This is a genomic window from Bradyrhizobium uaiense (assembly GCF_010811875.1).
GTDB lineage: Bacteria > Pseudomonadota > Alphaproteobacteria > Rhizobiales > Xanthobacteraceae > Bradyrhizobium > Bradyrhizobium uaiense.
In genome coordinates, this window is the sequence record NZ_VKHP01000047.1 from 17,143 (window position 1) to 38,839 (window position 21,697).

General features: G+C 64.2%; 24 protein-coding genes and 1 tRNA gene. 12 read left to right on the top strand and 13 right to left on the bottom strand.

What is annotated here, in order from left to right; genetic code table 11:
* Positions 1–204: 204 nt before the first annotated feature.
* The 3 genes from FNJ47_RS14110 to FNJ47_RS14120 all read left to right on the top strand — a co-directional run bounded on the left by FNJ47_RS14110 (position 205) and on the right by FNJ47_RS14120 (position 3,847).
* Positions 205–1,008: an SDR family NAD(P)-dependent oxidoreductase gene (locus tag FNJ47_RS14110; protein WP_163153965.1), complete on the top strand. Its 804-nt coding sequence runs from the start codon at positions 205–207 to the stop codon at positions 1,006–1,008.
* 36 nt (positions 1,009–1,044) lie between these two features.
* Entirely contained in the window at positions 1,045–2,175 is a 1,131-nt protein-coding gene (locus FNJ47_RS14115; protein ID WP_163153966.1) for a DUF5938 domain-containing protein, read from the top strand.
* A 142-nt stretch (positions 2,176–2,317) separates the two neighbouring features.
* A complete protein-coding gene (locus tag FNJ47_RS14120) occupies positions 2,318–3,847 on the top strand; it encodes an AMP-binding protein (protein WP_163153968.1) in 1,530 nt (509 codons plus the stop codon).
* 7 nt (positions 3,848–3,854) lie between these two features.
* Here FNJ47_RS14120 and FNJ47_RS14125 read toward each other — a convergent pair whose 3' ends face one another.
* Positions 3,855–4,412 (bottom strand): cytochrome P460 family protein, encoded by a 558-nt coding sequence (locus FNJ47_RS14125; protein WP_163154014.1) that lies wholly within the window; start codon positions 4,410–4,412, stop codon positions 3,855–3,857.
* A 273-nt stretch (positions 4,413–4,685) separates the two neighbouring features.
* Here FNJ47_RS14125 and FNJ47_RS14130 point away from each other — a divergent pair, with 273 nt between their 5' ends.
* The gene (locus FNJ47_RS14130) at positions 4,686–5,024 is read left to right on the top strand and encodes a DUF6665 family protein (protein ID WP_163153970.1); all 339 of its coding nucleotides are present in this window, start codon (positions 4,686–4,688) and stop codon (positions 5,022–5,024) included.
* An 82-nt stretch (positions 5,025–5,106) separates the two neighbouring features.
* Here FNJ47_RS14130 and FNJ47_RS14135 read toward each other — a convergent pair whose 3' ends face one another.
* The 8 genes from FNJ47_RS14135 to FNJ47_RS14170 all read right to left on the bottom strand — a co-directional run bounded on the left by FNJ47_RS14135 (position 5,107) and on the right by FNJ47_RS14170 (position 12,393).
* Positions 5,107–5,373, bottom strand: a complete 267-nt coding sequence (locus tag FNJ47_RS14135) for a BQ00720 family protein (protein ID WP_029082491.1) — start codon at positions 5,371–5,373, stop codon at positions 5,107–5,109.
* 50 nt (positions 5,374–5,423) lie between these two features.
* Complete coding sequence (locus tag FNJ47_RS14140; RefSeq protein WP_021082592.1) at positions 5,424–5,849, bottom strand: Hsp20 family protein; 426 nt, start codon at positions 5,847–5,849, stop codon at positions 5,424–5,426.
* A gap of 170 nt (positions 5,850–6,019) precedes the next feature.
* The gene (locus FNJ47_RS14145) at positions 6,020–7,102 is read right to left on the bottom strand and encodes a sn-glycerol-3-phosphate import ATP-binding protein UgpC (protein ID WP_163153972.1); all 1,083 of its coding nucleotides are present in this window, start codon (positions 7,100–7,102) and stop codon (positions 6,020–6,022) included.
* Positions 7,102–7,950: a sn-glycerol-3-phosphate ABC transporter permease UgpE gene (ugpE, locus tag FNJ47_RS14150; protein ID WP_163153974.1), complete on the bottom strand. Its 849-nt coding sequence runs from the start codon at positions 7,948–7,950 to the stop codon at positions 7,102–7,104. Before ugpE ends, FNJ47_RS14145 begins: the two co-directional genes overlap by 1 nt.
* The gene (ugpA, locus tag FNJ47_RS14155) at positions 7,950–8,831 is read right to left on the bottom strand and encodes a sn-glycerol-3-phosphate ABC transporter permease UgpA (RefSeq protein WP_163153976.1); all 882 of its coding nucleotides are present in this window, start codon (positions 8,829–8,831) and stop codon (positions 7,950–7,952) included. The genes ugpE and ugpA overlap by 1 nt, the downstream gene beginning before the upstream one ends.
* Positions 8,832–8,992: 161 nt before the next feature.
* Entirely contained in the window at positions 8,993–10,309 is a 1,317-nt protein-coding gene (gene ugpB / locus FNJ47_RS14160) for a sn-glycerol-3-phosphate ABC transporter substrate-binding protein UgpB (RefSeq protein ID WP_163153978.1), read from the bottom strand.
* A gap of 264 nt (positions 10,310–10,573) precedes the next feature.
* A complete protein-coding gene (locus FNJ47_RS14165; protein ID WP_163153980.1) occupies positions 10,574–11,779 on the bottom strand; it encodes a CaiB/BaiF CoA transferase family protein in 1,206 nt (401 codons plus the stop codon).
* Positions 11,780–11,967: 188 nt separating this feature from the next.
* Positions 11,968–12,393 (bottom strand): organic hydroperoxide resistance protein, encoded by a 426-nt coding sequence (locus FNJ47_RS14170; RefSeq protein WP_163153982.1) that lies wholly within the window; start codon positions 12,391–12,393, stop codon positions 11,968–11,970.
* A 186-nt stretch (positions 12,394–12,579) separates the two neighbouring features.
* On the opposite strand from FNJ47_RS14170, the gene FNJ47_RS14175 reads away from it, so the two are divergent.
* Positions 12,580–13,041 (top strand): MarR family winged helix-turn-helix transcriptional regulator, encoded by a 462-nt coding sequence (locus FNJ47_RS14175; protein WP_163154016.1) that lies wholly within the window; start codon positions 12,580–12,582, stop codon positions 13,039–13,041.
* A 24-nt stretch (positions 13,042–13,065) separates the two neighbouring features.
* On the opposite strand, the gene FNJ47_RS14180 is transcribed toward FNJ47_RS14175, so the two are convergent.
* The 4 genes from FNJ47_RS14180 to FNJ47_RS14195 form a co-directional block, all read right to left on the bottom strand.
* Positions 13,066–13,254: a hypothetical protein gene (locus FNJ47_RS14180; RefSeq protein ID WP_163153983.1), complete on the bottom strand. Its 189-nt coding sequence runs from the start codon at positions 13,252–13,254 to the stop codon at positions 13,066–13,068.
* A 63-nt stretch (positions 13,255–13,317) separates the two neighbouring features.
* A complete protein-coding gene (locus tag FNJ47_RS14185; RefSeq protein ID WP_163153985.1) occupies positions 13,318–13,587 on the bottom strand; it encodes a GIY-YIG nuclease family protein in 270 nt (89 codons plus the stop codon).
* A gap of 141 nt (positions 13,588–13,728) precedes the next feature.
* A tRNA-Ala gene (locus FNJ47_RS14190) sits at positions 13,729–13,804 on the bottom strand.
* Positions 13,805–13,899: 95 nt separating this feature from the next.
* Positions 13,900–14,304, bottom strand: coding sequence for a TIGR02300 family protein (locus FNJ47_RS14195; RefSeq protein WP_163153987.1), 405 nt, complete (start codon positions 14,302–14,304; stop codon positions 13,900–13,902).
* Positions 14,305–14,450: 146 nt separating this feature from the next.
* On the opposite strand from FNJ47_RS14195, the gene aroA reads away from it, so the two are divergent.
* From aroA to FNJ47_RS14230, 7 genes are all read left to right on the top strand, one after another.
* On the top strand, positions 14,451–15,788 hold the full coding sequence (gene aroA / locus FNJ47_RS14200) for a 3-phosphoshikimate 1-carboxyvinyltransferase (RefSeq protein ID WP_163153989.1): 1,338 nt from the start codon (positions 14,451–14,453) through the stop codon (positions 15,786–15,788).
* A complete protein-coding gene (cmk, locus tag FNJ47_RS14205; protein WP_163153991.1) occupies positions 15,785–16,414 on the top strand; it encodes a (d)CMP kinase in 630 nt (209 codons plus the stop codon). The genes aroA and cmk overlap by 4 nt, the downstream gene beginning before the upstream one ends.
* Positions 16,415–16,802: 388 nt before the next feature.
* A complete protein-coding gene (rpsA, locus tag FNJ47_RS14210; RefSeq protein ID WP_076863580.1) occupies positions 16,803–18,512 on the top strand; it encodes a 30S ribosomal protein S1 in 1,710 nt (569 codons plus the stop codon).
* 345 nt (positions 18,513–18,857) lie between these two features.
* Positions 18,858–19,835, top strand: coding sequence for a signal peptide peptidase SppA (gene sppA / locus FNJ47_RS14215; protein WP_163153993.1), 978 nt, complete (start codon positions 18,858–18,860; stop codon positions 19,833–19,835).
* A gap of 184 nt (positions 19,836–20,019) precedes the next feature.
* Entirely contained in the window at positions 20,020–20,349 is a 330-nt protein-coding gene (locus FNJ47_RS14220) for an integration host factor subunit beta (RefSeq protein ID WP_146986275.1), read from the top strand.
* A gap of 88 nt (positions 20,350–20,437) precedes the next feature.
* Complete coding sequence (locus FNJ47_RS14225) at positions 20,438–20,824, top strand: LapA family protein (RefSeq protein ID WP_165445682.1); 387 nt, start codon at positions 20,438–20,440, stop codon at positions 20,822–20,824.
* 77 nt (positions 20,825–20,901) lie between these two features.
* Positions 20,902–21,603, top strand: coding sequence for a phosphoribosylanthranilate isomerase (locus FNJ47_RS14230; RefSeq protein WP_163153997.1), 702 nt, complete (start codon positions 20,902–20,904; stop codon positions 21,601–21,603).
* Positions 21,604–21,697 lie beyond the last annotated feature (94 nt).

Below are 21,697 nucleotides of genomic sequence, written 5' to 3' on the forward strand. Positions count from 1 at the left end.
AGGGTTGGGTCAATAATTTGGACAACCGTCAAGACGGCTGACCAATCGACAAAACAGGAGGAAACGCATCGCCGGGCGCGCCAAAGCTGCGCCCCGCCGATCCCGGCCGCCACCACCAATACGCACAGACCATGAAGGCCGCCGGCCCGTGCTGCCGACGGCTGCGGCATCGACCAAATCACCAAGCAAAGGGAGGACTACGTCATGAGTGGGAAGAGCCTTGAAGGCAGGAAAGCCCTGGTCACCGGCGGCGCCCGGGGGATTGGCGCAGCGATCGCGCAGGCGCTGGCGCGGTCCGGTGCCGCGGTCATGATCGGCGATATTCTCGACGATGCCGGCAAGGCGACCGCCGCCGAGATCGCCAAGGCCGGCGTGAAGACCGGATTTGCAAAACTCGACGTCACCGACAACGCGCAATGGGAGCGCGCTGCGGCCGCGACGGTCGAAACCCTCGGCGGCTTCGATATCCTGATCAACAATGCCGGCATCGAGATCACCTCGCTGGTCGCCGATATCAAGGCCGAGGATGCGCGCCGCATGTGCGACGTCAACATCGTCGGCACCGTGCTCGGCATGAAGCACGCCTTCCGCGCGATGCGGCCGGGCGGCGCGGCGGGCAAGGGCGGCGCGGTCGTCAACATCGCCTCGGTCGCTGCGACGATCGCCTTCCCGAGCATCGCCGTCTACTCCGGCACCAAATCCGCGGTCGATCGCATGACGCGTGTCGGTGCGATGGAAGCCGGCAAGCTCGGCTATGGCGTGCGAGTCAACTGCATCTATCCCGGCCTGATCCCGACCGACATGGGCCTGCAGCTCGCCAATGACATCGTGAAGATCGGCCTTGCGCCCGACGTCAATGCCGCGGTCGGTTCGGTGGTGGAGCAGACGCCGCTCGGCAAGCTCGCCGAGGTCTCCGACATCGCCGACGCCGCGGTGTTCCTGTGCTCGAACAATGCCCGCTTCATCACCGGCATCGGCCTGCCGGTCGATGGCGGCATGGGCATGTAGCAACAAGGTCGACAATAAGCATTTCGGAGGATCGCAATGAGCGAGAAGAAGCCCGTCATCGTCTATGGCGCGTCCGGCTATACTGGCCGGCTGGCCTGTGAATATCTGCGCGAGTACAACATCCCCTTCATCGCCGCCGGCCGCAGCGCCGAGAAGCTCAATGCCGCGATGAAGTCGAACGTCGCCGGCATCGAGACCGCCGACTACGAAGTGGTGACGGTGCCGCATACCGTCTCCGCGTTGACCGAACTGTTCAAGGGCGCCTCGGTGGTGCTCAACACCGTGGGCCCGTTCGCCAAGTTCGGCGTCGAGGTGGTGCAGGCTTGCCTCGCTGCCAAGTGCCACTACACCGACACGACCGGCGAGCAGGACTGGCTGATCATGCTCGATCAGGAGTTCGGCGCCAAGTTCGGCAATGCCGGGCTGCTGCTGGCACCTGGCATCGCGCAGATGTACACCACCGGCGAGATCGCCGCGCAGCTCTGCCTGGAGACGCCCGGCCTCGACACGCTTGATATCGCCGTGTTCTGGGGCGGCAGCCCCACCATCGCCTCGACGCAGACCATTCTGGTCAACGCCGCGATGGCCAAGGCTTACTACCTTGAGCAGAACAAATACGTCGAGCATCAGCCCGATGCCGGCCTCACCAGCCTCGCCATCCCCGGCCAACACGAGCTGGCGCTGGCGCTGCCCTGGGGCGGCACCTCGCACCCGGTGTGGTTCAAGCGCGATCCGCGCGTGGCCAACGTCAAGGTGCTGGGCGGCGTGTTCAACCGCGCGCTGATGCTGGGCGTGCCGCAGATCGTTGCCGCCGCGCTGGAGGCGACCAAGGACATGAAGCCCGACGAGCGCTACGCCGCGTTGGCGCAGACCGCTGCCGGCGTGATGAACACCATGCCGCCGCGCGAGAACCCGCGCGTCAACAAGTCGATGGATTCGGTGTATGCCTCCGGCCCGCTGGGGCGCGCGCACTGCGTCATCTACGGCAACAGCAACTACAAGCAGACCGGCATGCTGCAGGCCTTCGCCGCGGCGTATTTGCTGCAGCAGCGGCCCAAGCTCGTCGGCTTCGCCTCCGGCTGCCAGGCGTTCGGCCATCACGAACTGCTCGGACAATTGCGTAGCTTCGGCCTGGTCGGCAAGCCGGTCCTGACCGTGCACGATTAAGCTTGAGCCCCGATCCGATCGGGGCTCAACACTCCGTTCCCTGAAGCGTTTTCGTCAAACGGGCCCGCATCCAATTTGCTCGAAAACGCTCTACCCGCGGGTGACGCATCGCGCGTCACCCGCATCTAGCGCGAGACCCGCCATGCGCTTCATCGATTATCTCGACAAGGGTGCCTCGCTCGGCGCTGATGCGCCGTGCCTGACGATGGACGGACGCGACCTCAGCTATGGCGAGGTGCAGCGGCTGAGCTACCGGATCGCACGCGGGCTCGAGCGGTCGGGCATCGCTCCCGGCGACAAGGTCGCGATCCTGTCCGGCAACGATCCGCTCGCCTTCGCCTGCGTGTTCGGCATCTCGCGCGCGGCCGCGGTGTGGTGTCCGATCAATCCGCGCAACGAGGCGGCCGAGAACAAGTTCATCCTCGATCAGTTCGATTGCAGCCTGCTGCTGTTTCATTCGAGCTTCGCGCCGATGGTCGAGGCCGTCAGGCAGGATCTGCCGAAGCTGCGCGCGCTGGTCTGCCTCGATACCGAGCTGCCGTTCGCGCCGTCTTTCGACCGCTGGCTCGTTGGGCTCGCCGACGATCTCTATCAGCGCGACACGATCGACGATCTCGCGATGATCCCGGGCACCGGCGGCACCACCGGCAAGCCGAAGGGCGTGATGCTCTCGGGGCGCAACATCGAGGCGATGACCGCGCTGACCCTGATGGGATACCCGTTCAAGGGCCGCCCGATCTATCTCGCGCTGGCGCCGCTGACGCATGCCGCCGGCGTGCTGTGTTTTCCGATCATGACGCTGGGTGGCCGCGTCGTGATCATGCATCACCCTGACATCGGCGAGTTCCTCGCGCTGATCGAGCGCTATCGCGTCACCCACACGTTCCTGCCGCCGACCGTGATCTACATGCTGCTCGATCATCCCAGGCTCGACGCGGCCGATCGCAGCTCGCTGCAATGTTTCTGGTATGGCGCGGCGCCGATCTCGGCGACGCGGCTTGCGGAAGCCTTGAAGCGGATCGGGCCGATGGCGCAGCTGTTCGGCCAGACCGAGGCGCCGATGATGATCTCGATGATGGCGCCTGCCGATCACTACAATCCGGACGGCTCGATCGCACTGGAGCGTCTCTCCTCCGCAGGGCGGATCGGCCCGCTGGTGCAGGCCGGCATCATGGATGGCGACGGCAAGCTGCTGCCCGCGGGGGCGCGCGGCGAGATCGTGGTGCGCGGCTCCCTCGTCATGGAAGGCTACTACAAGAACCCGGAGGCGACACGCGAAGCCTCGGCGCATGGTTGGCACCACAGCGGCGACATCGGCTACATCGACGGTGACGGCTATCTCTTTATCGTCGATCGCGCCAAGGACATGATCATCACCGGCGGCTTCAACGTCTACTCGATCGAGGTCGAGAACGCGTTGCGCGCCCATGAGGCGGTGCAGGATTGCGCGGTCATCGGACTGCCCGACGACAAATGGGGCGAGCGCATCGTCGCCGTGGTGCAGCCGCGCACCGGCCACACCGTCGATCCAAATGCGGTGGCCGCCTTCGTCAAACAGCAGATCGGCAGCATCAAGACGCCGAAGCAGATCGAGGTCTGGGACGATCTGCCGCGTTCCAAGGTCGGCAAGGTGCTGAAGCCGGACATCCGCGCGCGGCTAACAGCGCGCTAGCTTGCATTCACCTCTTGCCGTACTCGGTGAAGACGTAGTCGCGGTTCTGCACCACGGTGTGGCAGGCATACCCGCACTTGGCGTCGTTCTCCTGTGGCGGATTGTCCGTCGTGTTGGCAGGCCTGAACACATCCGACGCCGGGTCATACTCGAAAGCGCCGTATCCCCAGCCGCCGCTGTCTGCGAACCGTTTGCTGTCCTTCACCATGAAGTCGACGTCGTGCTGCGCGCCCGGCACCGTCGGCTGACCGGGATACGCCTCCTGCTTTTTCGGGATCCAGTGAATCTTCGCCATCTTCGCGCCGTCCGGAAACGGCTTGCCATTGCCGGGCACGCCCTCTCGGTAAGCGCCGAGCATTACAGGATTGCCCAGGATCACGGCGATGACGCCTTCGTTCTCGCTGATCGCGATCACGGACCAGTCCTCGTATCCCCTGAACTCGGAAAACGCGAGCCCGTTCGGCACCTGCAGACTGTATTTGTCCTGCGCGGAAATCGCGACACCAGTCGCGACAACAGAAATCGACACTGAAGCAAAGAGATTGATCAGCAAGCTCTTCTGCATGGTCGGATCTCCTTCAATCGATTTGGCGGCTAATTTCTCGCTGGAAATTCCTTTGTCGCATTGGCTTTCGCGGGGACCAATTACAGCACGGAATTGCACAGAGCGAAATGGAGCGGCGCTCACGGTCCGGTGCCCAAGGCTCGCAAAAGAACGGCTCAAATTGAGTGGGCCTTCACCTGGCGCGATCGAGGGCGCGAGCGCCTATTGACAACCGGCGGGTCCCGCCAGAAGACGGACGTGCGCAACATTGCGCGTGCGAACCTGGGATGGCCGATGTCCCGTGACTTTCGCCTTGATCGCGTTCCTGTCGACGTTCTCGCTTACGAGCTCGCCGAAGAGAGAGCGAGTGCGCTCGGACGGATGGGCCGCGCGCTGGAACAGGCGCTCGCCAAATTGCGCGAGTTCGATGCCGCTCATCCGCCCTCTGAAGCAAGGCAGCAGGCCCGCCGCGTGCTGGTGCGGGAAGCCGGCCATGCGCTCTGGATGTTCGTGGTGCAGCGGGAGGCTTGCGGGCTGCGCAACAACCGGATGCTGATGCGCGACTATGGCGTTCCCGGCGAGGTGCAGCTCAGCATGGGGCCGATGATCGCCACATCGACAACATCGTCATAAAAAATGCGCGGGCCGCCTCGGTGTCGAGGCATGCCCGCGCATCGTATTCGCGATGCTGAAATTCAGCCGTCTGTGGGCAGCGTCAGTGGACGCTGACGGCCTGCAACTCGTTGCTCCAGGCGTTGGCGATCGCGGCTTCGCGGCTGTCTGTCAGCATGATCGGCGTGCCGTCGGCGGCATGCAGCGCGAACAGCTTGAGGCCCGGCGCGATCTTCGGCGCCTGCGGAAAGAGATCTGGCACGTCCTCGGAACGAACCTGCTTCACATAGGCGATGTGGCCCTCGCCCAGATGAGCCAGCGCTTCCGGCGTGACGCTGTCGGATTGGTAGATGATACTCGCTTCACTCATGGTCTCGACTCCTCAGTCAGATAAGCGGTCGAGTCCGCTCGTTGTTTCTATTATTCGTGCTCATTGATAGCGATTGTCTTAATGACCCGTTCAGGTTCTGGTCTGGCCAGGTCGATCGACAACAGCCCGTTCTTCAGATCCGCGCCCAGCACCTGCATCCCCTCCGCCAGCACGAAAGTGCGCTGGAAGTGGCGCGCGGCAATGCCGCGATGGATGTATTGCCGAGCCTTGTCATCCTGCTGGCGGCCGCGGATGACGAGCTGATTTTCCTCAATGGTTACATCGAGTTGGTCACGGGTGAAGCCCGCCACCGCCAGTGTGATGCGCAACCGCTCAGGCTGCCCGTTGGTACGGTCGCACCGCTCGATGTTGTACGGAGGATAGCCGTCGGCGCCCTTCACGACACGGTCGAGCGCACGCTCGATCTCGTCGAATCCCAGAAGGAACGGACTGGACAACGATGGAACACGAGACATTACAAAGTCCTCTCGAAGCGACTTTGAGGGGCCCTTGCGGCACCCCATGCAACCAGCGGGCCGCTTGCCCGTCGGTCAGTGAGGGATATGGGGGCGATCTGGATAGCGTTCAAGCAGCCCCGAAACCAGCCTAAACGCCCGCAACATGAGGGTAAATTCTTCCCGATCGGTTACGGACCGACACGCTTGCGGCCGTCAGCGGTAAAAAGATGCAGTTTGTCGCGGGGGGCGACCGCCCGGATCCGCTCGCCGATCGCAGGTCCCGTAGTGCCGGGAACCCGGACGATGACCTCGCCGGGCGGGAGCTCGCCCGGATTGGCGGCAACGCCCTGCTCCTCGCGCCGGCGGCTGCCATAGACGAAGGTCTCGGCGCCGACATGCTCGATCGCCTCGACCGTCAGCCCGAGCGCGACGCCGCCGGATGCGGCCTCGCTGGTGATGACGAAGTCCTCCGGCCGGATCCCGACGATGCCGGCGCCCTCAGTGCCCGTGATCTGGGAGGTCAGCTCGTCCGAGCGCAGCGGCATCAGGTTCATCGGCGGCGCGCCGATGAAGGAGGCGACGAAGGTGGTCGCCGGCTTCTGGTAGATATCCAGCGGATTGCCGATCTGCTCGACCTGGCCGCCGTTCATGACCACGAGGATGTCGGCCAGCGTCATCGCCTCGAGCTGGTCGTGGGTGACGTAGATCGAGGTGGTGTTGAGCCGGCGCTGCAGCTTGCGGATCTCAACCCGCATCGCGATGCGCAGCTTGGCGTCGAGGTTCGACAGCGGCTCGTCGAACAGGAACACTTTCGGCTGGCGCACGATGGCGCGGCCCATCGCGACGCGCTGGCGCTGGCCGCCGGAGAGCTGGCGCGGCTTGCGCTCCAGCATCGGCGAGAGCTCGAGCACGCGCGCGGCTTCCTCGACCCGGGTCCTGATCTCGGCCTCGGCCATGCCGCGGTTGCGCAGGCCGTAGGCCATGTTGTTGTAGACGCTCATATGTGGATAGAGCGCGTAGTTCTGGAACACCATCGCGATGTCGCGATCGGCGGGCTCGACCTGGTTGACGACGCGGCCGCCGATGTCGATCTCGCCGCCGGTGATGGTCTCGAGCCCCGCGACCATGCGCAGCAGCGTGGACTTGCCGCAGCCGGAGGGGCCGACCAGCACACAGAACTGGCCGTCACCGACGTCGACATCGACGCCCTTGATGGCCTCGAAGCCGCCGGGGTAGGTCTTGCGGACGCTGCGCAGCGTGACGTTGGCCATTACTTCTCCGTCTCCACCAATCCGCGCACGAACAGTTTCTGCATCACGACGACGACGAACACCGGCGGCAGCATCGCGAGCAGCGCGGTCGCCATCACGACAGGCCATTCGGTCAGCGCATCGGTCGTGGTGATCATCTTGCGGATGCCGACCTGGATGGTCTGCATGTCGTCGCGCGTGGTGATCAACAGCGGCCAGAGATACTGATTCCAGCCGAGGATGAAGAGGATCACGAACAGCGCGGCCATGTTGGTGCGCGACAGCGGCAATAGCGTATCCCAGAAAAAGCGGAACGGACCCGCGCCGTCGATCCGCGAGGCCTCCAGCAATTCATCCGGCACGGTCATGAAGAATTGCCGGAACAGCAGCGTTGCTGTGGCCGAGGCGATCAGCGGCAGCGACAGGCCGGCATAGCTGTCGAGCAGATGCAGATCGGCGACGATCTTGTAGGTCGGATAGATGCGCACCTCGACCGGCAGCATCAAGGTGATGAAGATGGTCCAGAAGATCGCCATCCGGAACGGAAATCGGAAATACACGATCGCGTAGGCCGAGATGATCGAGATCGCGATTTTGCCGACCGCGATCAGGAGCGCCATGATCAGCGAGTTCAGCATCATGTTGAGCACCGGCTCGCGGGTCGAGCCGCTCGTGCCGACAAACAGCGTCTGGTAGTAGGTCTCGAGGAAATGGCCGCCGGGCAACAGCGACATCTGGCCGTTGGCAATGACGGCATTGTCCTGGGTCGAGGCGACGATGGCCAGATACACCGGGAAGGCGACGATCGCGATCCCGATCCACAGGATGACGTGAGCCAGGTAGCGCTGGAAGCCCTCTTCCTCGACCATCAGTAGGTCACCTTGCGTTCGACGAAGCGGAACTGGATGCCGGTCAGCACGACGACGATGACCATCAGGATGACCGATTGCGCCGCCGACGAGCCGAGATTGCCGCCGAGCAGGCCGTCCGTATAGACCTTGTAGACCAGCGTCTCGGTCGCCTTGCCGGGACCGCCGCGGGTCATCGTGTCGATGATGCCGAAGGTGTCGAAGAAGGCGTAGACGATGTTGATGACCAGGAGGAAGAAGATGGTCGGCGACAGCAGCGGGAAGATCACGGTCCAGAACCGCCGCATCGGGCGGGCGCCGTCGATCGCAGCGGCCTCGATCACGCTCTTGGGGATGCTTTGCAGCCCGGCGAGGAAGAACAGGAAGTTGTAGGAGATCTGCTTCCAGGCCGCGGCGAGGATGATCAGGGCCGCCGCCTGGTCGCCGTTGAGCAGCGGATTCCAGTCGACCCCCATCGCGCGCAGATAGCGCGACAGCACGCCGAGCGAGGGATGCAGCATGAACACCCAGAGCACGCCGACCACCGGCGGGGCGACGGCATAGGGCCAGATCAGCAGCGTGCGGTAGAGTGTCGAGCCGCGCAGCGGCTTGTCGGCCATCACGGCGAGCAGCAGCGCGAACGACAGCGAGGATATCGCGATCGCGAACGAGAACGCGAAGGTCCTGACGATCGCGGCGAAATAGGCCGGGTCCTTGAACAGTTCGAGATAGTTCTCGAACCAGACGAAGCTAGTGGAAAGGCCGAAGGCGTCCTGCAGCAGGAAGGATTGGATCACCGCCTGCGCGGCCGGCCAGTAAAAAAAGATCAGGACGATCGCGAGTTGCGGGGCAACCAGCGCGTAAGGCAACAGCTTTGATTGGAAAATCGCTTGCTTTTGCATGATCTCGGAAAAATTGGCAGGCCGCGCGCTTGCGGCCTGTCGGTTGCCTAAAGCATGACCCGGAAAAGTGCGAAGCGGTTTTCCGAAAGGATCATGCTCAAACAAGAAGCCAAAGCGCGGTGACGATTCAACTCGATCTCACCGCGCTTTGGCGCATCATGTCAGTGGACGGCGGTCTTTTCAAACTGCCGCAGCATCTGGTTGCCGCGCTCGACGGCCGAGTCCAGCGCCTGTTTGGCGGTCTTCTTGCCGGCCAGCGCCTGCTCGATCTCCTCCGACCACATGTCGCGCAGCTGAACCATGTTGCCGAGGCGCAGACCGCGGGAGTTCTCGGTCGGCTCCTTGTTGGTGAGCTCGAGCAGCGGGGTCTCGAGGTAGGGCTGGTCCTTGTAAAAGCCCTCTTCCTTGGCCTTGGCATAGGCGGCCTTGGTGATCGGCAGATAGCCCGAGGCTTTGTGGATCCAGATCTGGCGGTCGGTGTCCGACAGGAAGGTCAGGAACTTGGCCACGCCCTTGTATTCCTCGGCCGACTTGCCGCCCATGATCCAGAGCGAGGCGCCGCCGATGATCGAATTCTGCGGCGCGCCCTTGGCGTCGGGATAATAGGGCATCGGCGCTGCGGTGAAGTTGAACTTGGCCTGCGCCTTGACGTTGCCGAAGAATGCCGACGAGGTCAGGTAGATCGGGCATTCGCCCGAGGTGAAACGGCCTTCGCCGGTGTTGGTGCGGCCGGCATAGTCGTAGGTCTTGTCCTTCTGCAGCTCGACCAGGTTCTCGAGATGCTTGACCTGGAGCGGGCCGTTGAATTCGAGCACGGTGTCGAAGCCGTCGAGGCCGTTGGCCTTGCTGGCGAGCGGCACGTTGTGCCAGGCCGACAGCTGCTCGAGATTGACCCAGGTGACCCACGAGCCGGAGAAGCCGCAGGTGGTGTAGCCGGCCGCCTTCAGCTTCTTGGCGTCCTCGAACACTTGCGGCCAGGTCTTCGGGATCTCCGCGATGTTGGCCTTCTTCAGCGCGTCGAGATTGACCCACATCACCGTCGACGACGAGTTGAAGGGGAACGACAGCATCTCGCCCTTGGAGGTCGAGTAGTAGCCGGTGATCGCGGGCAGATAGGCGCTCGGATCGAACTTCTCGCCGGCATCGGCCATCAGCTTGTAGACCGGTTTGACGGCGCCGGTGGCGGCCATCATCGTCGCGGTGCCGACCTCGAACACCTGCATGATGTGCGGCGCGTTGCCGGCGCGGAATGCGGCGATGCCGGCGTTTATGGTGTCGGCGTAGCCGCCCTTGTAGGTCGGGATCACCTTGTAGTCGGATTGCGAGGCGTTGAAGTCGTTGGCCAGCTTGACGATGACGTCATTGTTGGCGCCGGTCATCGCGTGCCACCACTGAATCTCGGTCACCGCAAATGCAGGCGACGCGAATGCGAGCGTAGCGGCGGCTACAGCGGCAGCGCCAAGTCGTCGAAAAATCATCAAAAGCCCCTCCCGGTTGGAACGTCATCTTTCGTTGCGCGCGTTATCAGCGCCGGATGACGTTCAAATGACCGTATAAACGAAAGCCATCGTAGGGGGGAAGCCGCGACAAAGGGAAGCGGTAAAAAAGGCGGAGATAGCAGCCGGCGCCGTGCGGTGCCACGCCGGACGCGACGTTGCACCGCAGGACTGACGTGTAGTCGCCGGTTTGAGCCGGCGCCTGCCCCGCATCAAATGCGGGACAGGCTTCGCTCGAATACGCGGTCAGCGCTTGCGCTGGGGACCACAGACCACGCCCTTTTCAACCAGGCCGGTGATCTCATCCCTGGAGTAGCCGAACTCGCCCAGCACCTCCGCAGCGTGCTGGCTGAACTTCGGCGGCGTGCGGCGCAGGCTCGGCTTGGTGCGTTCGAGGCGGATCGGCGAGGCGACGCCCTTGTACCAATCCTTCTCGATGACGTCGCCGCGATGGATCGTGTGCGGATTGGTCAACGCCTGGTCGATCTTCTGCACCGGGCCCGCCGGCAGGCCGGCGGCGAGCAGCCGATTGCACAGCGGCTCGGCCTCGTGCTGGCTGAACACCGCGGCAAGCTCGGCCCGCAGCGCATCGCGGTTGGCGATGCGGTCCTTGTTGCGGGCAAAGCGCGGATCGGTGCCGAGCTCGGGCTTGCCGATTTCCTTGGCGAGCTTGCGGAAGGTGCCGTCATTGCCGACGCCGATGAAGATGTTGTCGGTCTTGGTCGGGAAGATCGCATAGGGCACGAGGTTCGGATGCTCGTTGCCGGTGAGCGACGGCGGCTTGCCATGCATGAAATAGTTCGCGGTGTGCGGATGCATGATCGCCAGACCCGTCTCGTACAGCGTGGTCTCGATGAACTGGCCGAGCCCCGAGCGCTGGCGCTCCGACAGCGCCATCAGGATGCCGATCGCCGCATAGAGCCCGGTGGTGATATCGACCAGCGGCACGCCGATGCGCATCGGGCCGCTCTCCGGCGAGCCGGTGGCGGCGATCATGCCGGTCATCGCCTGGATGATCGCGTCATAGCCGGGATTGCCGCCGCGCGGACCGTCGGCGCCGAAGCCGGAGATCCGGCAATGCACGAGGCGCGGAAATTTCGCGCGCAGCACGTCGTTGCCGATGCCCCATTTGTCGAGCGTGCCCGGCTTGAAGTTCTCGATCAGCACGTCGGCGGTCTCGAGCATCTTCATCAGCACCGCGCGCCCTCCCTCGGAGGCGAGGTCGAGGCCGATCGAGCGCTTGTTGCGGTTGATGCCGACGAAATAGGCCGCGTCCTCCTCGTGGAAGGGAGGGCCCCAGTCGCGCACCTCGTCGCCGGCGGGCGGCTCGACCTTGATCACGTCGGCGCCGTGGTCGGCGAGAATCTGGGTGCAATACGGGCCGCCGAGCACGCGCGTCAGATCGATCACGCGCAGTCCGGTCATCGCGCCCGTGGCTGCTGGGGTATTCATGGAAACAACCTTCGCTCAGTTGGGATCGGAAAACGAGGGTCCCAGAGCTAACGGTCTTCAGGCGGAGCAGCAATGCTTCCGTCGGCGCAAGCCCATGCAGCAGGCGGCGTGTGCGTTCGCCAAGCGAACTGGCATCCGAAAAGCAATGGTCCGCCACGTATCGTGGCGGACCATTGCGCGATGTGGAATTAGACGACGCTCAGCTTGACGTCGACATTGCCGCGGGTGGCGTTGGAATAGGGGCACACCTGGTGGGCCTTCTCGACCAGCGCCTCGGCGTCCGCGCGGGACAGGCCGGGCAGCGAGACCGCGAGGTCGATGGCGAGGCCGAAACCGCCTTCCGAGCGCGGGCCGATGCCGACCGTCGAGGTCACCGCGGCGTCGGCGGGAACTTTGGGGCCACCCTGCGAGGCCACGAACTTCATGGCGCCGATGAAACAGGCGGCGTAGCCCGCCGCGAACAGCTGCTCCGGATTGTTGCCGGCGCCACCGCCGCCACCGAGCTCCTTCGGGGTGGTGAGCTTGACGTCGAGCGCGCCGTCGAGGGTTGCCGCATGGCCGTCGCGGCCGCCGGTTGCCTTGGCGCTGGTCTTGTAGAGCACGTTCACAGACATCGTGGTCTCCCTTGGTTTTGGACGTGGGCTTGAAGGATTGGGTTTGAATTCGACGGCCCGTGTATCGCACGCAATCGAATTGTGCACAATATAAATTATGCGGCCTCACATTTAATTGTTCGCAATTGAATTCGCGGTCCCGTGAGCCCAGAATGACCCGGAAACGAGATGGATTCGATGACGATCATGGTCAGGAAACAGACGGCGGCGGATCAGGCGCTGCGGCTCGACAACCAGATCTGCTTTGCGGTCTATTCGACCGCGCATGCCTTCAACCGCGTCTACAAGCCGCTGCTCGACCGGCTCGGGCTGACCTATCCGCAGTATCTGGTGATGCTGGCGCTGTGGGAGCGCGACGACGTGCCGGTGAAGGACCTCGGCGAGCGGCTGTTCCTGGATTCCGGCACGCTGACGCCGCTCCTGAAGCGCCTGGAGGCGGCGGAGCTGATCAAGCGGACCCGCAGTACCGAGGACGAGCGGGTGGTGCTGATCGCGCTGACATCGCAGGGACACGCGCTGCGCGAAAAGGCCAAGGCCGTCCCGCAATCGATCCTCGCGGCCTCGGACTGCACGGTCGGCGAATTGCTGGCGATGAAGGACGAGATCGTCGCGCTGCGCGACCGGCTCAATGCGGTGCTGGGAGAGTAGGGGGCGTGGCACGCCGCGCGGCCGTCATGGCAGCACCGGCACTCTGCAAGTTGCGCGCTGGAAATCGCTGCTGCGCTCGTCGCGACGAATCTCGAAGCCCTCCGGGATCAGATCGATCCGGTTTCTGAAGGGGGTGACTTCCGAAAGCTGGGCATGGCCCGTGCGCTGGCACCTGGGGCACCGCAAGAATTCCGTCCAGGTGGAATTGCTCATGGCTTGGCGTCCGTTGGCGCCGGACAGGGTAGCAGCCAATGGACCGCCGGGCTTTGTTCTGGATCAAAAGGGCGGGGCGCAGACCGTCGCGCTGCGCGAGAGGCGTTTCTTGGCGAAGGCGCGGCCGGATGCTGACTTCAGATATTTTTCAAAAGCAGCGGCCTGCTTCTCGTCGCTGAAGGCGACGTAAGTCTTCAGCCGCCAAGGCCCATATTTGGATGTATGGGGCACCTCGCCAGCATTGTGCTTGGCCAGTCGAGCTCGCAGGTCGTCTGTGATACCGACGTAGAAGTGCAGGCCGTCGAGGCTTTCGAGAATGTAGACGTATTTCATGACGCTCCCCGCGCGGCGAATGGGGAGCATGCTAACGCATTTGAATTCGGTGAGAGCCCGGCTTCGCCCTTCGGGCTACGCCGCGGCAGCCTTCGCTGCGATAGGGCTTGCCGAGCCGAAGCTGGCGAAGCCAGCGAAGGCTGGTGGAGCCAGGCGGGATCGAACCGCCGACCTCTTGCATGCCATGCAAGCGCTCTCCCAGCTGAGCTATGGCCCCTTATCCAGTTGGGATGATCCTGGGGGATCAATCCCGGTCCCCGCGGCCTAAACGACTCGCGCGGGAGCACCGTTGATCATAGATCGGCGCCGATCTCAAGTCTCTTCGTCACCGCCGACGTCACCAATGATGTCGGTCACGTCCTCATCGCCCTCTTCCTCGTCGGCGATGAAGGTCGAATCGTCGTCGTCATCGTCGTCGATGGTCTCATCGACCTCGATATCGTCCTCGGATTCGGGAACCTGGGCCTTGACCTTCCCGGTGTTCTCCTCGGCATCGGCCTCCTCGAGCGAGACCATTTCTTCGGTCTCGGCCGCCTCGGGCTCGGCTGCGGTTGCCGGCGAATTCACGGGCGCGCCGCGTCCCCGCGGCGGGGCGACCGGCGCGATCGGCACGACCTCGCCGGTGTAGGGCGAAATCACCGGATTCTTGTTGAGGTCGTAGAACTTCTTGCCCGTGGTCGGGCAAATGCGCTTGGTTCCGAGCTCGGACTTAGCCAACGTGGTCATCCCAGAATTTTGCTGAAAAACGGTGCTTCACTTGGCTAGTTGAGCAGCCGCTGTCAATAGCGGTTTGCGCGCAAGTGACGGGCGCGTGACGCGGTGTTGCCTATGTGATACCTGCCGCGGCGCGAGAGGACACAATCTTGGCCCATTCTGACACCCCGACCCCGCTGGAATCGCGCGCCTGCGGCCCCCTGGCCGGCAAGGTCCGCGTTCCCGGCGATAAATCGATTTCCCACCGTGCCCTGATCCTGGGAGCGCTTTCGGTCGGCGAAACCCGGATTTCCGGCCTTCTGGAGGGCGAAGACGTCCTCAATACCGCCAAATCCATGCGCGCGCTCGGCGCCAGGGTGGAGCGGACGGCGCCGTTTACCTGGTCGGTCGCAGGCGTAGGCGTCGGCGGCTTCGCCCAGCCGGCTGCTCCGCTCGATTTCGGCAATTCCGGCACCGGCTGCCGGCTGGTGATGGGCGCGGTGGCCGGCTGTCCGATCGCGGCCATTTTCGACGGCGACGCCTCGCTGCGCTCCCGCCCGATGCGCCGGATCCTCGACCCCCTGGAGCTGATGGGCGCCCGGACCAGCGATATCGGGGAGGGCGGCCGGCTGCCGCTCACCCTGCATGGCGCCCGCTATCCGGTGCCGATCGTCTACAAGACTCCGGTCGCCTCGGCCCAGATCAAGTCTGCGGTGCTGCTGGCGGGCCTGTCCGCGCCCGGCATCACCACCGTGATCGAGCAGGAGGCGAGCCGCGACCACACCGAGCTGATGCTGAAGCATTTCGGCGCCGAGATCTCCTCCGAAAACGAGGGCAGCCATGGCCGCAGGATCTCGCTCAACGGCGAGCCCGAGCTGCACGGCGCAGGGGTCGTGGTGCCCGCCGATCCGTCCTCGGCGTCGTTCCCGATCGTGGCGGCGCTGATCGTCGAAGGGTCCGACGTCGTGTTCTCCGACGTGATGACCAATCCGCTGCGCACCGGCCTGTTCACGACGCTGCGCGAAATGGGCGCCTCGATCGAGGAGAGCGGCGTGCGCGGCGATGCCGGCGAGCCGATGGCGCAATTGCGCGTGCGTGCCTCGAAGCTGAAAGGCGTCGAGGTGCCGCCGGAGCGCGCGCCGTCGATGATCGACGAATATCTGGTGCTGGCGGTTGCGGCTGCGTTTGCCGAAGGCACCACGATCATGCGCGGCCTGCAGGAGCTGCGCGTCAAGGAATCCGATCGTCTCGAAGCGACCGCGGACATGCTGCGCGTCAACGGCGTCAAGGTCGAGGTTTCCGGCGACGATCTGATCGTCGAGGGCCGCGGCCACGTTCCGGGTGGCGGTCTCGTCGCCACCCATATGGATCATCGCATTGCGATGTCGGCGCTGGTGATGGGCTGCGCTTCGGATCGGCCGGTGAAGGTCGACGACACCGCCTTCATCGCCACCAGTTTCCCGGATTTCATTCCGATGATGCGCGCACTCGGAGCTGACTTCGCATGATCATCGCCATCGACGGACCCGCCGCCTCCGGCAAGGGCACGCTCGGCAAGCGGCTCGCCCACCACTACGGCTATCGCCATCTCGACACCGGCGTGATCTACCGCGCGGTGGCTTACGCGATGATGGCGCAGGGCGCCGACCTCAACGATGAGGCGCTGGCCGTGACCGTCGCGCTCGAGCTCGACCCCGAGAAATTCGGCAACCCGATTCTGAAGACCCAGAAGGTCGGCGAGGGCGCATCGGTTGTCTCGGCCTTTCCAAATGTGCGTGAGGCGCTGGTGAACTTCCAGCGCCAGTTCGCCGCCGATCCGCCCGGTGCGGTGCTGGATGGACGCGACATCGGCACGGTGATCTGCCCGGATGCCGACGTGAAGATCTTCGTGGTCGCCGACCCCCGCGTGCGGGCGCGGCGGCGCACGCTGGAGGCGCGTGCCCGCGGCGAGGATGCCGACGAGGAGGCGGTGCTGGCGGACATCCTCAAGCGCGACGAGCGGGACCAGAACCGGGCGATTGCGCCGTTGCGGCCGGCTGCGGACGCCCACACGCTGGACAATTCCAACCTCGACATCGAGGCCGGCGTCCGCGCCGCCATCGCGATCGTCGAGGCGGTGCGCGCCAAGCGCTAGACAAGCGCCGAAATCGTCGGCATCGGAGGGCCCTTTAGGCCCGAAAGCCCAGCAAAATGGGGCATTTCCTGCTTGCCGAAAGCAGCTCGCGGGGCTATATCAGCGCCGTTCGGAGCACCATCGACCATGTCGAGGCCGTGTCTGAGCGGGCCGGCGATGGGTTTTAGCCCTTGCCGCATCTGGAGGAACGCCCGCTCCCAGGTCTTGCAGTCGATATTTACCAGTCAGGCTCCGGATCAATCAAATGTACCGAACGTGCAGTTTTGCTGCCGGCCCGCTGTTGCACCTCCTGCAATGAGCGGCCGTCAGGGTTTGCGGAACCCTGACACTTCACGCGCGGTGCGCCCATCAACCCGAACTGCCGGCAAGATCCCGCACTGGAGATCAAATGGTTTCGAATTCTGCGTCTTCTTACACCCCGACCCGCGACGACTTCGCGGCGATGCTTGATGAGTCCTTTGCCGGCGGCAACCTGCAGGAAAGCTCGGTCATCAAGGGCAAGGTGGTTGCAATTGAGAAGGACATGGCCGTCATCGACGTCGGCCTGAAGACCGAAGGCCGCGTCGCGCTGCGCGAATTCGCCGGCCCCGGCCGTGAAAGCGACCTGAAGGTCGGTGACGAAGTCGAGGTGTTCCTCGACCGCATCGAGAATGCGCTCGGCGAAGCCGTGCTGTCGCGCGACAAGGCGCGCCGCGAAGAAAGCTGGGGCAAGCTCGAGAAGGCGTTCCAGAACAACGAAAAGGTCAACGGCGTCATCTTCAACCAGGTCAAGGGCGGCTTCACGGTCGACCTCGACGGTGCGGTGGCCTTCCTGCCGCGCTCGCAGGTCGACATTCGCCCGATCCGCGACGTCGCGCCGCTGATGAACAACTCGCAGCCGTTCCAGATCCTCAAGATGGACCGCCGCCGCGGCAACATCGTGGTGTCGCGCCGCACGGTTCTCGAAGAGACCCGCGCCGAGCAGCGCCAGGAGCTGGTGCAGAACCTCGAAGAGGGTCAGGTGATCGACGGCGTGGTCAAGAACATCACCGATTACGGTGCATTCGTTGATCTCGGCGGCATCGACGGCCTGCTGCACGTGACCGATATCGCCTGGCGCCGCGTCAACCACCCGACCGAGGTGCTGACCATCGGCCAGACCGTGAAGGTCAAGATCATCAAGATCAACCACGAGACGCACCGCATCTCGCTCGGCATGAAGCAGCTGCTGGACGATCCGTGGCAGGGCATCGAAGCCAAGTACCCGCTGGGTGCGCGCTTCACCGGCCGCGTCACCAACATCACCGACTACGGCGCGTTCGTCGAGCTCGAGCCGGGCATCGAAGGCCTGATCCACGTCTCCGAGATGTCGTGGACCAAGAAGAACATGCACCCCGGCAAGATCGTTTCGACCTCGCAGGAAGTCGAAGTGCAGGTGCTGGAAGTGGATTCGGTCAAGCGCCGCATCTCGCTCGGTCTCAAGCAGACCATGCGCAATCCCTGGGAAGTCTTCGTCGAGAAGTTCCCGGTCGGCTCGACCGTCGAAGGCGAGGTCAAGAACAAGACCGAGTTCGGTCTGTTCCTTGGTCTCGACGGCGACGTCGACGGCATGGTCCACCTCTCCGACCTCGACTGGAAGCTTCCGGGCGAGCAGGTCATCGACAACTTCAAGAAGGGCGACATGGTCAAGGCCGTGGTGCTCGATGTCGATGTCGAGAAGGAGCGTATCTCGCTCGGCGTCAAGCAGCTCGAAGGCGACCCCTTCGCCGAGCCGGGCGACGTCAAGAAGGGCGCGGTCGTGACCTGCGAAGTGCTCGAAGTGAAGGAGAGCGGCATCGAGGTCCGGATTTCGGGCACCGAGTTCACCACCTTCATCAAGCGGTCCGAGCTGGCCCGCGATCGCAACGACCAGCGCGCCGAGCGCTTCGCCGTCGGCGAGAAGGTCGATGCCCGCGTCATCCAGTTCGACAAGAAGGCCCGCAAGGTGCAGGTCTCGATCAAGGCGCTCGAAGTCGCCGAAGAGAAGGAAGCCATCGCGCAGTACGGCTCCTCCGATTCGGGAGCGACGCTTGGCGACATCCTCGGCACCGCGCTGAAGAACCGCGGTACCGACAAGTAAGTCATCGCCGATTGAGGCGAGCAATTGGGGCCCCGGCGCAAGCCGGGGCCCTTTTGTTTGAGTAGCTACAGGTCCGTCTTCCTTCCCCTTCCCCCTGAAAGGGGGAAGGTCGGGATGGGGGTCAGCCGCACGCGATGCTGTATGCGGAGAGAGAAGATCCCCACCCGCTTTGCTCTGGCGAGCAACGCGACCTCCCCTTTCAAGGGGAGGTTAGGACGTAGCGCAAAATGCGGCGGGCCTTGTTTTCTTCAAATTGCGCCGCAATTGATGTATTTGGCTAAGCAGATAGTGACGCTGCGACTGCAAAACGCGCGGATTGCGCGCTGACTATTCTGGAGAGATCGGATGTCGCTGGATTCAGATGTGATCGTCGACCGCCGTCGTATCAGGCGCAAGCTGACGTTCTGGCGCGTCGCCGCTGCGGTCATTGCGATCGCGGCGATCGTCGGCGTGGGTGTGATCGCCGCCGGCGGCCGCGGCAGCTTCTCGACCTCGAACGCGATCGCGCGGATCAACATCGATGGACTGATCCGCAGCGACCAGGAGCGCGTCGAGGCGCTGGAGCGGCTCGGCAAGTCGAGCTATGCGGCGGTTGTCGTGCACATCAATTCGCCCGGCGGCACCACCGCGGGCTCCGAGCAGCTCTACGACTCGCTGATGCAGCTGAAGGCGAAGAAGCCGCTGGTCGTCGTGGTCGAGGGCCTGGCGGCCTCGGGCGGCTACATCACGGCGATCGCCTCCGATCATATCGTCGCGCAGCAGACCTCGCTGGTCGGCTCGATCGGCGTGCTGTTCCAGTTTCCGAACGTTTCGGAATTGCTCAAGACCGTCGGCGTGAAAATGGAGGAGATCAAATCCTCCCCGCTGAAGGCCGCACCCAATGGCTTGGAGCCGACCAGCCCCGAGGCCCGCGCCGCGATCGAGGGTCTGGTCAAGGATTCCTATGCCTGGTTCCGTGGATTGGTGAAGGAGCGGCGCGGCATGGACGATGCCCTGCTGGAGAAGGTTGCTGACGGCCGCGTCTTCACCGGCCGGCAGGCGGTCGATCTCAAGCTGATCGATCAGCTCGGGGACGAGAAGACCGCGATCGCTTGGCTGGTCGCGGAGAAGAAGATCAAAAGCGACCTGCCGGTGCGCAATTACAAGCTTAATCCGCGGTTCGGCGACCTGACCTTCCTGCGCAGCGCGGCGTCGATGACGCTCGATGCGTTCGGCCTTGGCGCCATCGCGCGGCGGATCGAGCAGGGCGGCATGGCCCAGGCGGTCGACCGTTTCGGGCTCGACGGCATGCTGGCGCTGTGGGCCCCCGGAGGAACCAACTAGTCGGTCGTCCTGTGCGTGCTTGGGCGTGCTCATCAGGCTATTCCCGCTCTGCGGGAATCGGTGCATGCCCCAATTGGGCTATTTGTCACGCGATTTCACGGCGTCCTAAATCGATTTAGCGTCTTGACAGTGCACGGCATTTTCACGGAAATGGGTTTCCGCAAGAGCCCGGATCCCACTTTCGATGATTAAATCCGAACTTGTTCAGCGTATCGCCGAGCACAACCCGCACCTCTATCAGCGGGATGTCGAGAATATTGTGAATGCGATTCTCGATGAAATCGTCGCGGCGCTGGCGCGTGGCGACCGCGTCGAGCTGCGTGGTTTTGGCGCTTTCTCGGTGAAGCATCGCCCGGCTCGTGCCGGTCGTAATCCACGCACCGGCGAGCATGTGCCGGTCGACCAGAAGAGCGTGCCGTTCTTCAAGACCGGCAAGGAAATGCGCGAGCGTCTCAATCGCGACGAGGCTGAGGCTGGTGCCTCCAGGATCGACGCGCCCAAAGCTGACGCCTGACAAGGCCGACACCTAAGGCGCGACGACAGGCGTTCGCCGTGCTGCGGGTGATGTGCCCGCACCTTCTCCATCGCTGCGAGAGATGGTCATGCGAAAGTTCTTCACGGCAGTCGTCGTCATTCCGCTCGGACTGATCTTCGTCATCTTTGCAGTCGCCAACCGTCACTGGGTGACGGTGTCTTTCGACCCCTTCAACTCTGTGACGCCGACGGTTGCGGTCACACTGCCGCTGTTCGTCGTCATCATCGCCTCGGCCATCCTCGGCGTGATCGCCGGCGGCATCGCGACCTGGTTCCGGCAGGGGCGCTGGCGCCGCGCCGCCCGGCAGCACGAGGCCGACGCCCGTCACGTCCGCACGGAGCTCGCCGACCTCAGGGCCGCCGCCTCCCGGGACGACGCGCAGCGTCGTTCGGCCCCGGCCCAGCTGGGCTTTTACGGGTCTGCCGGGCGAGACAAGCAGGGCGCGACGTTGTAGAACCCGGCCCGTCGGTCCCGGGTAGGCCCCTGTTCCGGCCGCCCGAAAACCCGTTTTGAGAGACCCGTTTCGAGACCATGCCCCTGCTCGTCAAAATCTGCGGCCTGTCCACGCGCGAGACGCTCGACGTCGCGCTTGAGGGCGGGGCTGACATGGTGGGGTTCGTGTTTTTTCCGCCCTCGCCACGCCATATCAGCCTGGAGACCGCGCGCGAGCTTGGCAAACAGGCCAAGGGCCGCGCCGTGAAGGTCGCGCTGACCGTCGATGCCGACGACGCGACCATCGAGAACATCATCGAGACGCTGCGGCCGGATATCCTGCAATTGCACGGCAAGGAGACCACGGCGCGGCTGCGTGATCTCAAGCAGAAGTTCGGCCTGCCGCTGATGAAGGCGCTGCCGGTCGAGACCTCAGCCGATCTCGCGCCACTGCCGGGCTATGCCGGCGTCGCCGACCGCATCCTGTTCGATGCGCGCGCGCCGAAGGATGCGACGCGGCCGGGCGGGCTCGGCGCTCCGTTCGATTGGCACGTGTTGGAGAATCTCGATCTCGCGCTGCCCTACATGGTCTCCGGCGGCCTCAACGCCGAGAACGTCGCTGAGGCTGTCCGCGTCACCCGCGCCGGCGGGGTCGACGTTTCGTCGGGCGTCGAGCGCACGCCCGGCGTCAAGGATCCCGAGCTGATCCGCGCCTTCATTCGCGCCGCACGCGCAACCGACTCCACTTCACCTCTCCCCGTTCACGGGGAGAGGTCGACCGCGCACCGCGCGGGCGGGTGAGGGGCGCCGCAACGATGATCGAGCAAGTGGAGAAACCCCTCACCCCAACCCTCTCCCCGCAAGAGCGGGGCGAGGGAGCGGAAACAGCCGCGAT

Excerpts from the sequence above, each read along its gene's own strand:
- FNJ47_RS14110 (WP_163153965.1), top strand. The coding sequence starts at position 205 with ATGAGTGGGAAGAGCCTTGAAGGCAGGAAAGCCCTGGTCACCGGCGGC.
- FNJ47_RS14115 (WP_163153966.1), top strand. The coding sequence starts at position 1,045 with ATGAGCGAGAAGAAGCCCGTCATCGTCTATGGCGCGTCCGGCTATACT.
- FNJ47_RS14120 (WP_163153968.1), top strand. The coding sequence starts at position 2,318 with ATGCGCTTCATCGATTATCTCGACAAGGGTGCCTCGCTCGGCGCTGAT.
- FNJ47_RS14125 (WP_163154014.1), bottom strand. The coding sequence starts at position 4,412 with ATGCAGAAGAGCTTGCTGATCAATCTCTTTGCTTCAGTGTCGATTTCT.
- FNJ47_RS14130 (WP_163153970.1), top strand. The coding sequence starts at position 4,686 with ATGTCCCGTGACTTTCGCCTTGATCGCGTTCCTGTCGACGTTCTCGCT.
- FNJ47_RS14135 (WP_029082491.1), bottom strand. The coding sequence starts at position 5,373 with ATGAGTGAAGCGAGTATCATCTACCAATCCGACAGCGTCACGCCGGAA.
- FNJ47_RS14140 (WP_021082592.1), bottom strand. The coding sequence starts at position 5,849 with ATGTCTCGTGTTCCATCGTTGTCCAGTCCGTTCCTTCTGGGATTCGAC.
- FNJ47_RS14145 (WP_163153972.1), bottom strand. The coding sequence starts at position 7,102 with ATGGCCAACGTCACGCTGCGCAGCGTCCGCAAGACCTACCCCGGCGGC.
- ugpE (WP_163153974.1), bottom strand. The coding sequence starts at position 7,950 with ATGGTCGAGGAAGAGGGCTTCCAGCGCTACCTGGCTCACGTCATCCTG.
- ugpA (WP_163153976.1), bottom strand. The coding sequence starts at position 8,831 with ATGCAAAAGCAAGCGATTTTCCAATCAAAGCTGTTGCCTTACGCGCTG.
- ugpB (WP_163153978.1), bottom strand. The coding sequence starts at position 10,309 with ATGATTTTTCGACGACTTGGCGCTGCCGCTGTAGCCGCCGCTACGCTC.
- FNJ47_RS14165 (WP_163153980.1), bottom strand. The coding sequence starts at position 11,779 with ATGAATACCCCAGCAGCCACGGGCGCGATGACCGGACTGCGCGTGATC.
- FNJ47_RS14170 (WP_163153982.1), bottom strand. The coding sequence starts at position 12,393 with ATGTCTGTGAACGTGCTCTACAAGACCAGCGCCAAGGCAACCGGCGGC.
- FNJ47_RS14175 (WP_163154016.1), top strand. The coding sequence starts at position 12,580 with ATGGTCAGGAAACAGACGGCGGCGGATCAGGCGCTGCGGCTCGACAAC.
- FNJ47_RS14180 (WP_163153983.1), bottom strand. The coding sequence starts at position 13,254 with ATGAGCAATTCCACCTGGACGGAATTCTTGCGGTGCCCCAGGTGCCAG.
- FNJ47_RS14185 (WP_163153985.1), bottom strand. The coding sequence starts at position 13,587 with ATGAAATACGTCTACATTCTCGAAAGCCTCGACGGCCTGCACTTCTAC.
- cmk (WP_163153991.1), top strand. The coding sequence starts at position 15,785 with ATGATCATCGCCATCGACGGACCCGCCGCCTCCGGCAAGGGCACGCTC.
- rpsA (WP_076863580.1), top strand. The coding sequence starts at position 16,803 with ATGGTTTCGAATTCTGCGTCTTCTTACACCCCGACCCGCGACGACTTC.
- sppA (WP_163153993.1), top strand. The coding sequence starts at position 18,858 with ATGTCGCTGGATTCAGATGTGATCGTCGACCGCCGTCGTATCAGGCGC.
- FNJ47_RS14220 (WP_146986275.1), top strand. The coding sequence starts at position 20,020 with ATGATTAAATCCGAACTTGTTCAGCGTATCGCCGAGCACAACCCGCAC.
- FNJ47_RS14225 (WP_165445682.1), top strand. The coding sequence starts at position 20,438 with ATGCGAAAGTTCTTCACGGCAGTCGTCGTCATTCCGCTCGGACTGATC.
- FNJ47_RS14230 (WP_163153997.1), top strand. The coding sequence starts at position 20,902 with ATGCCCCTGCTCGTCAAAATCTGCGGCCTGTCCACGCGCGAGACGCTC.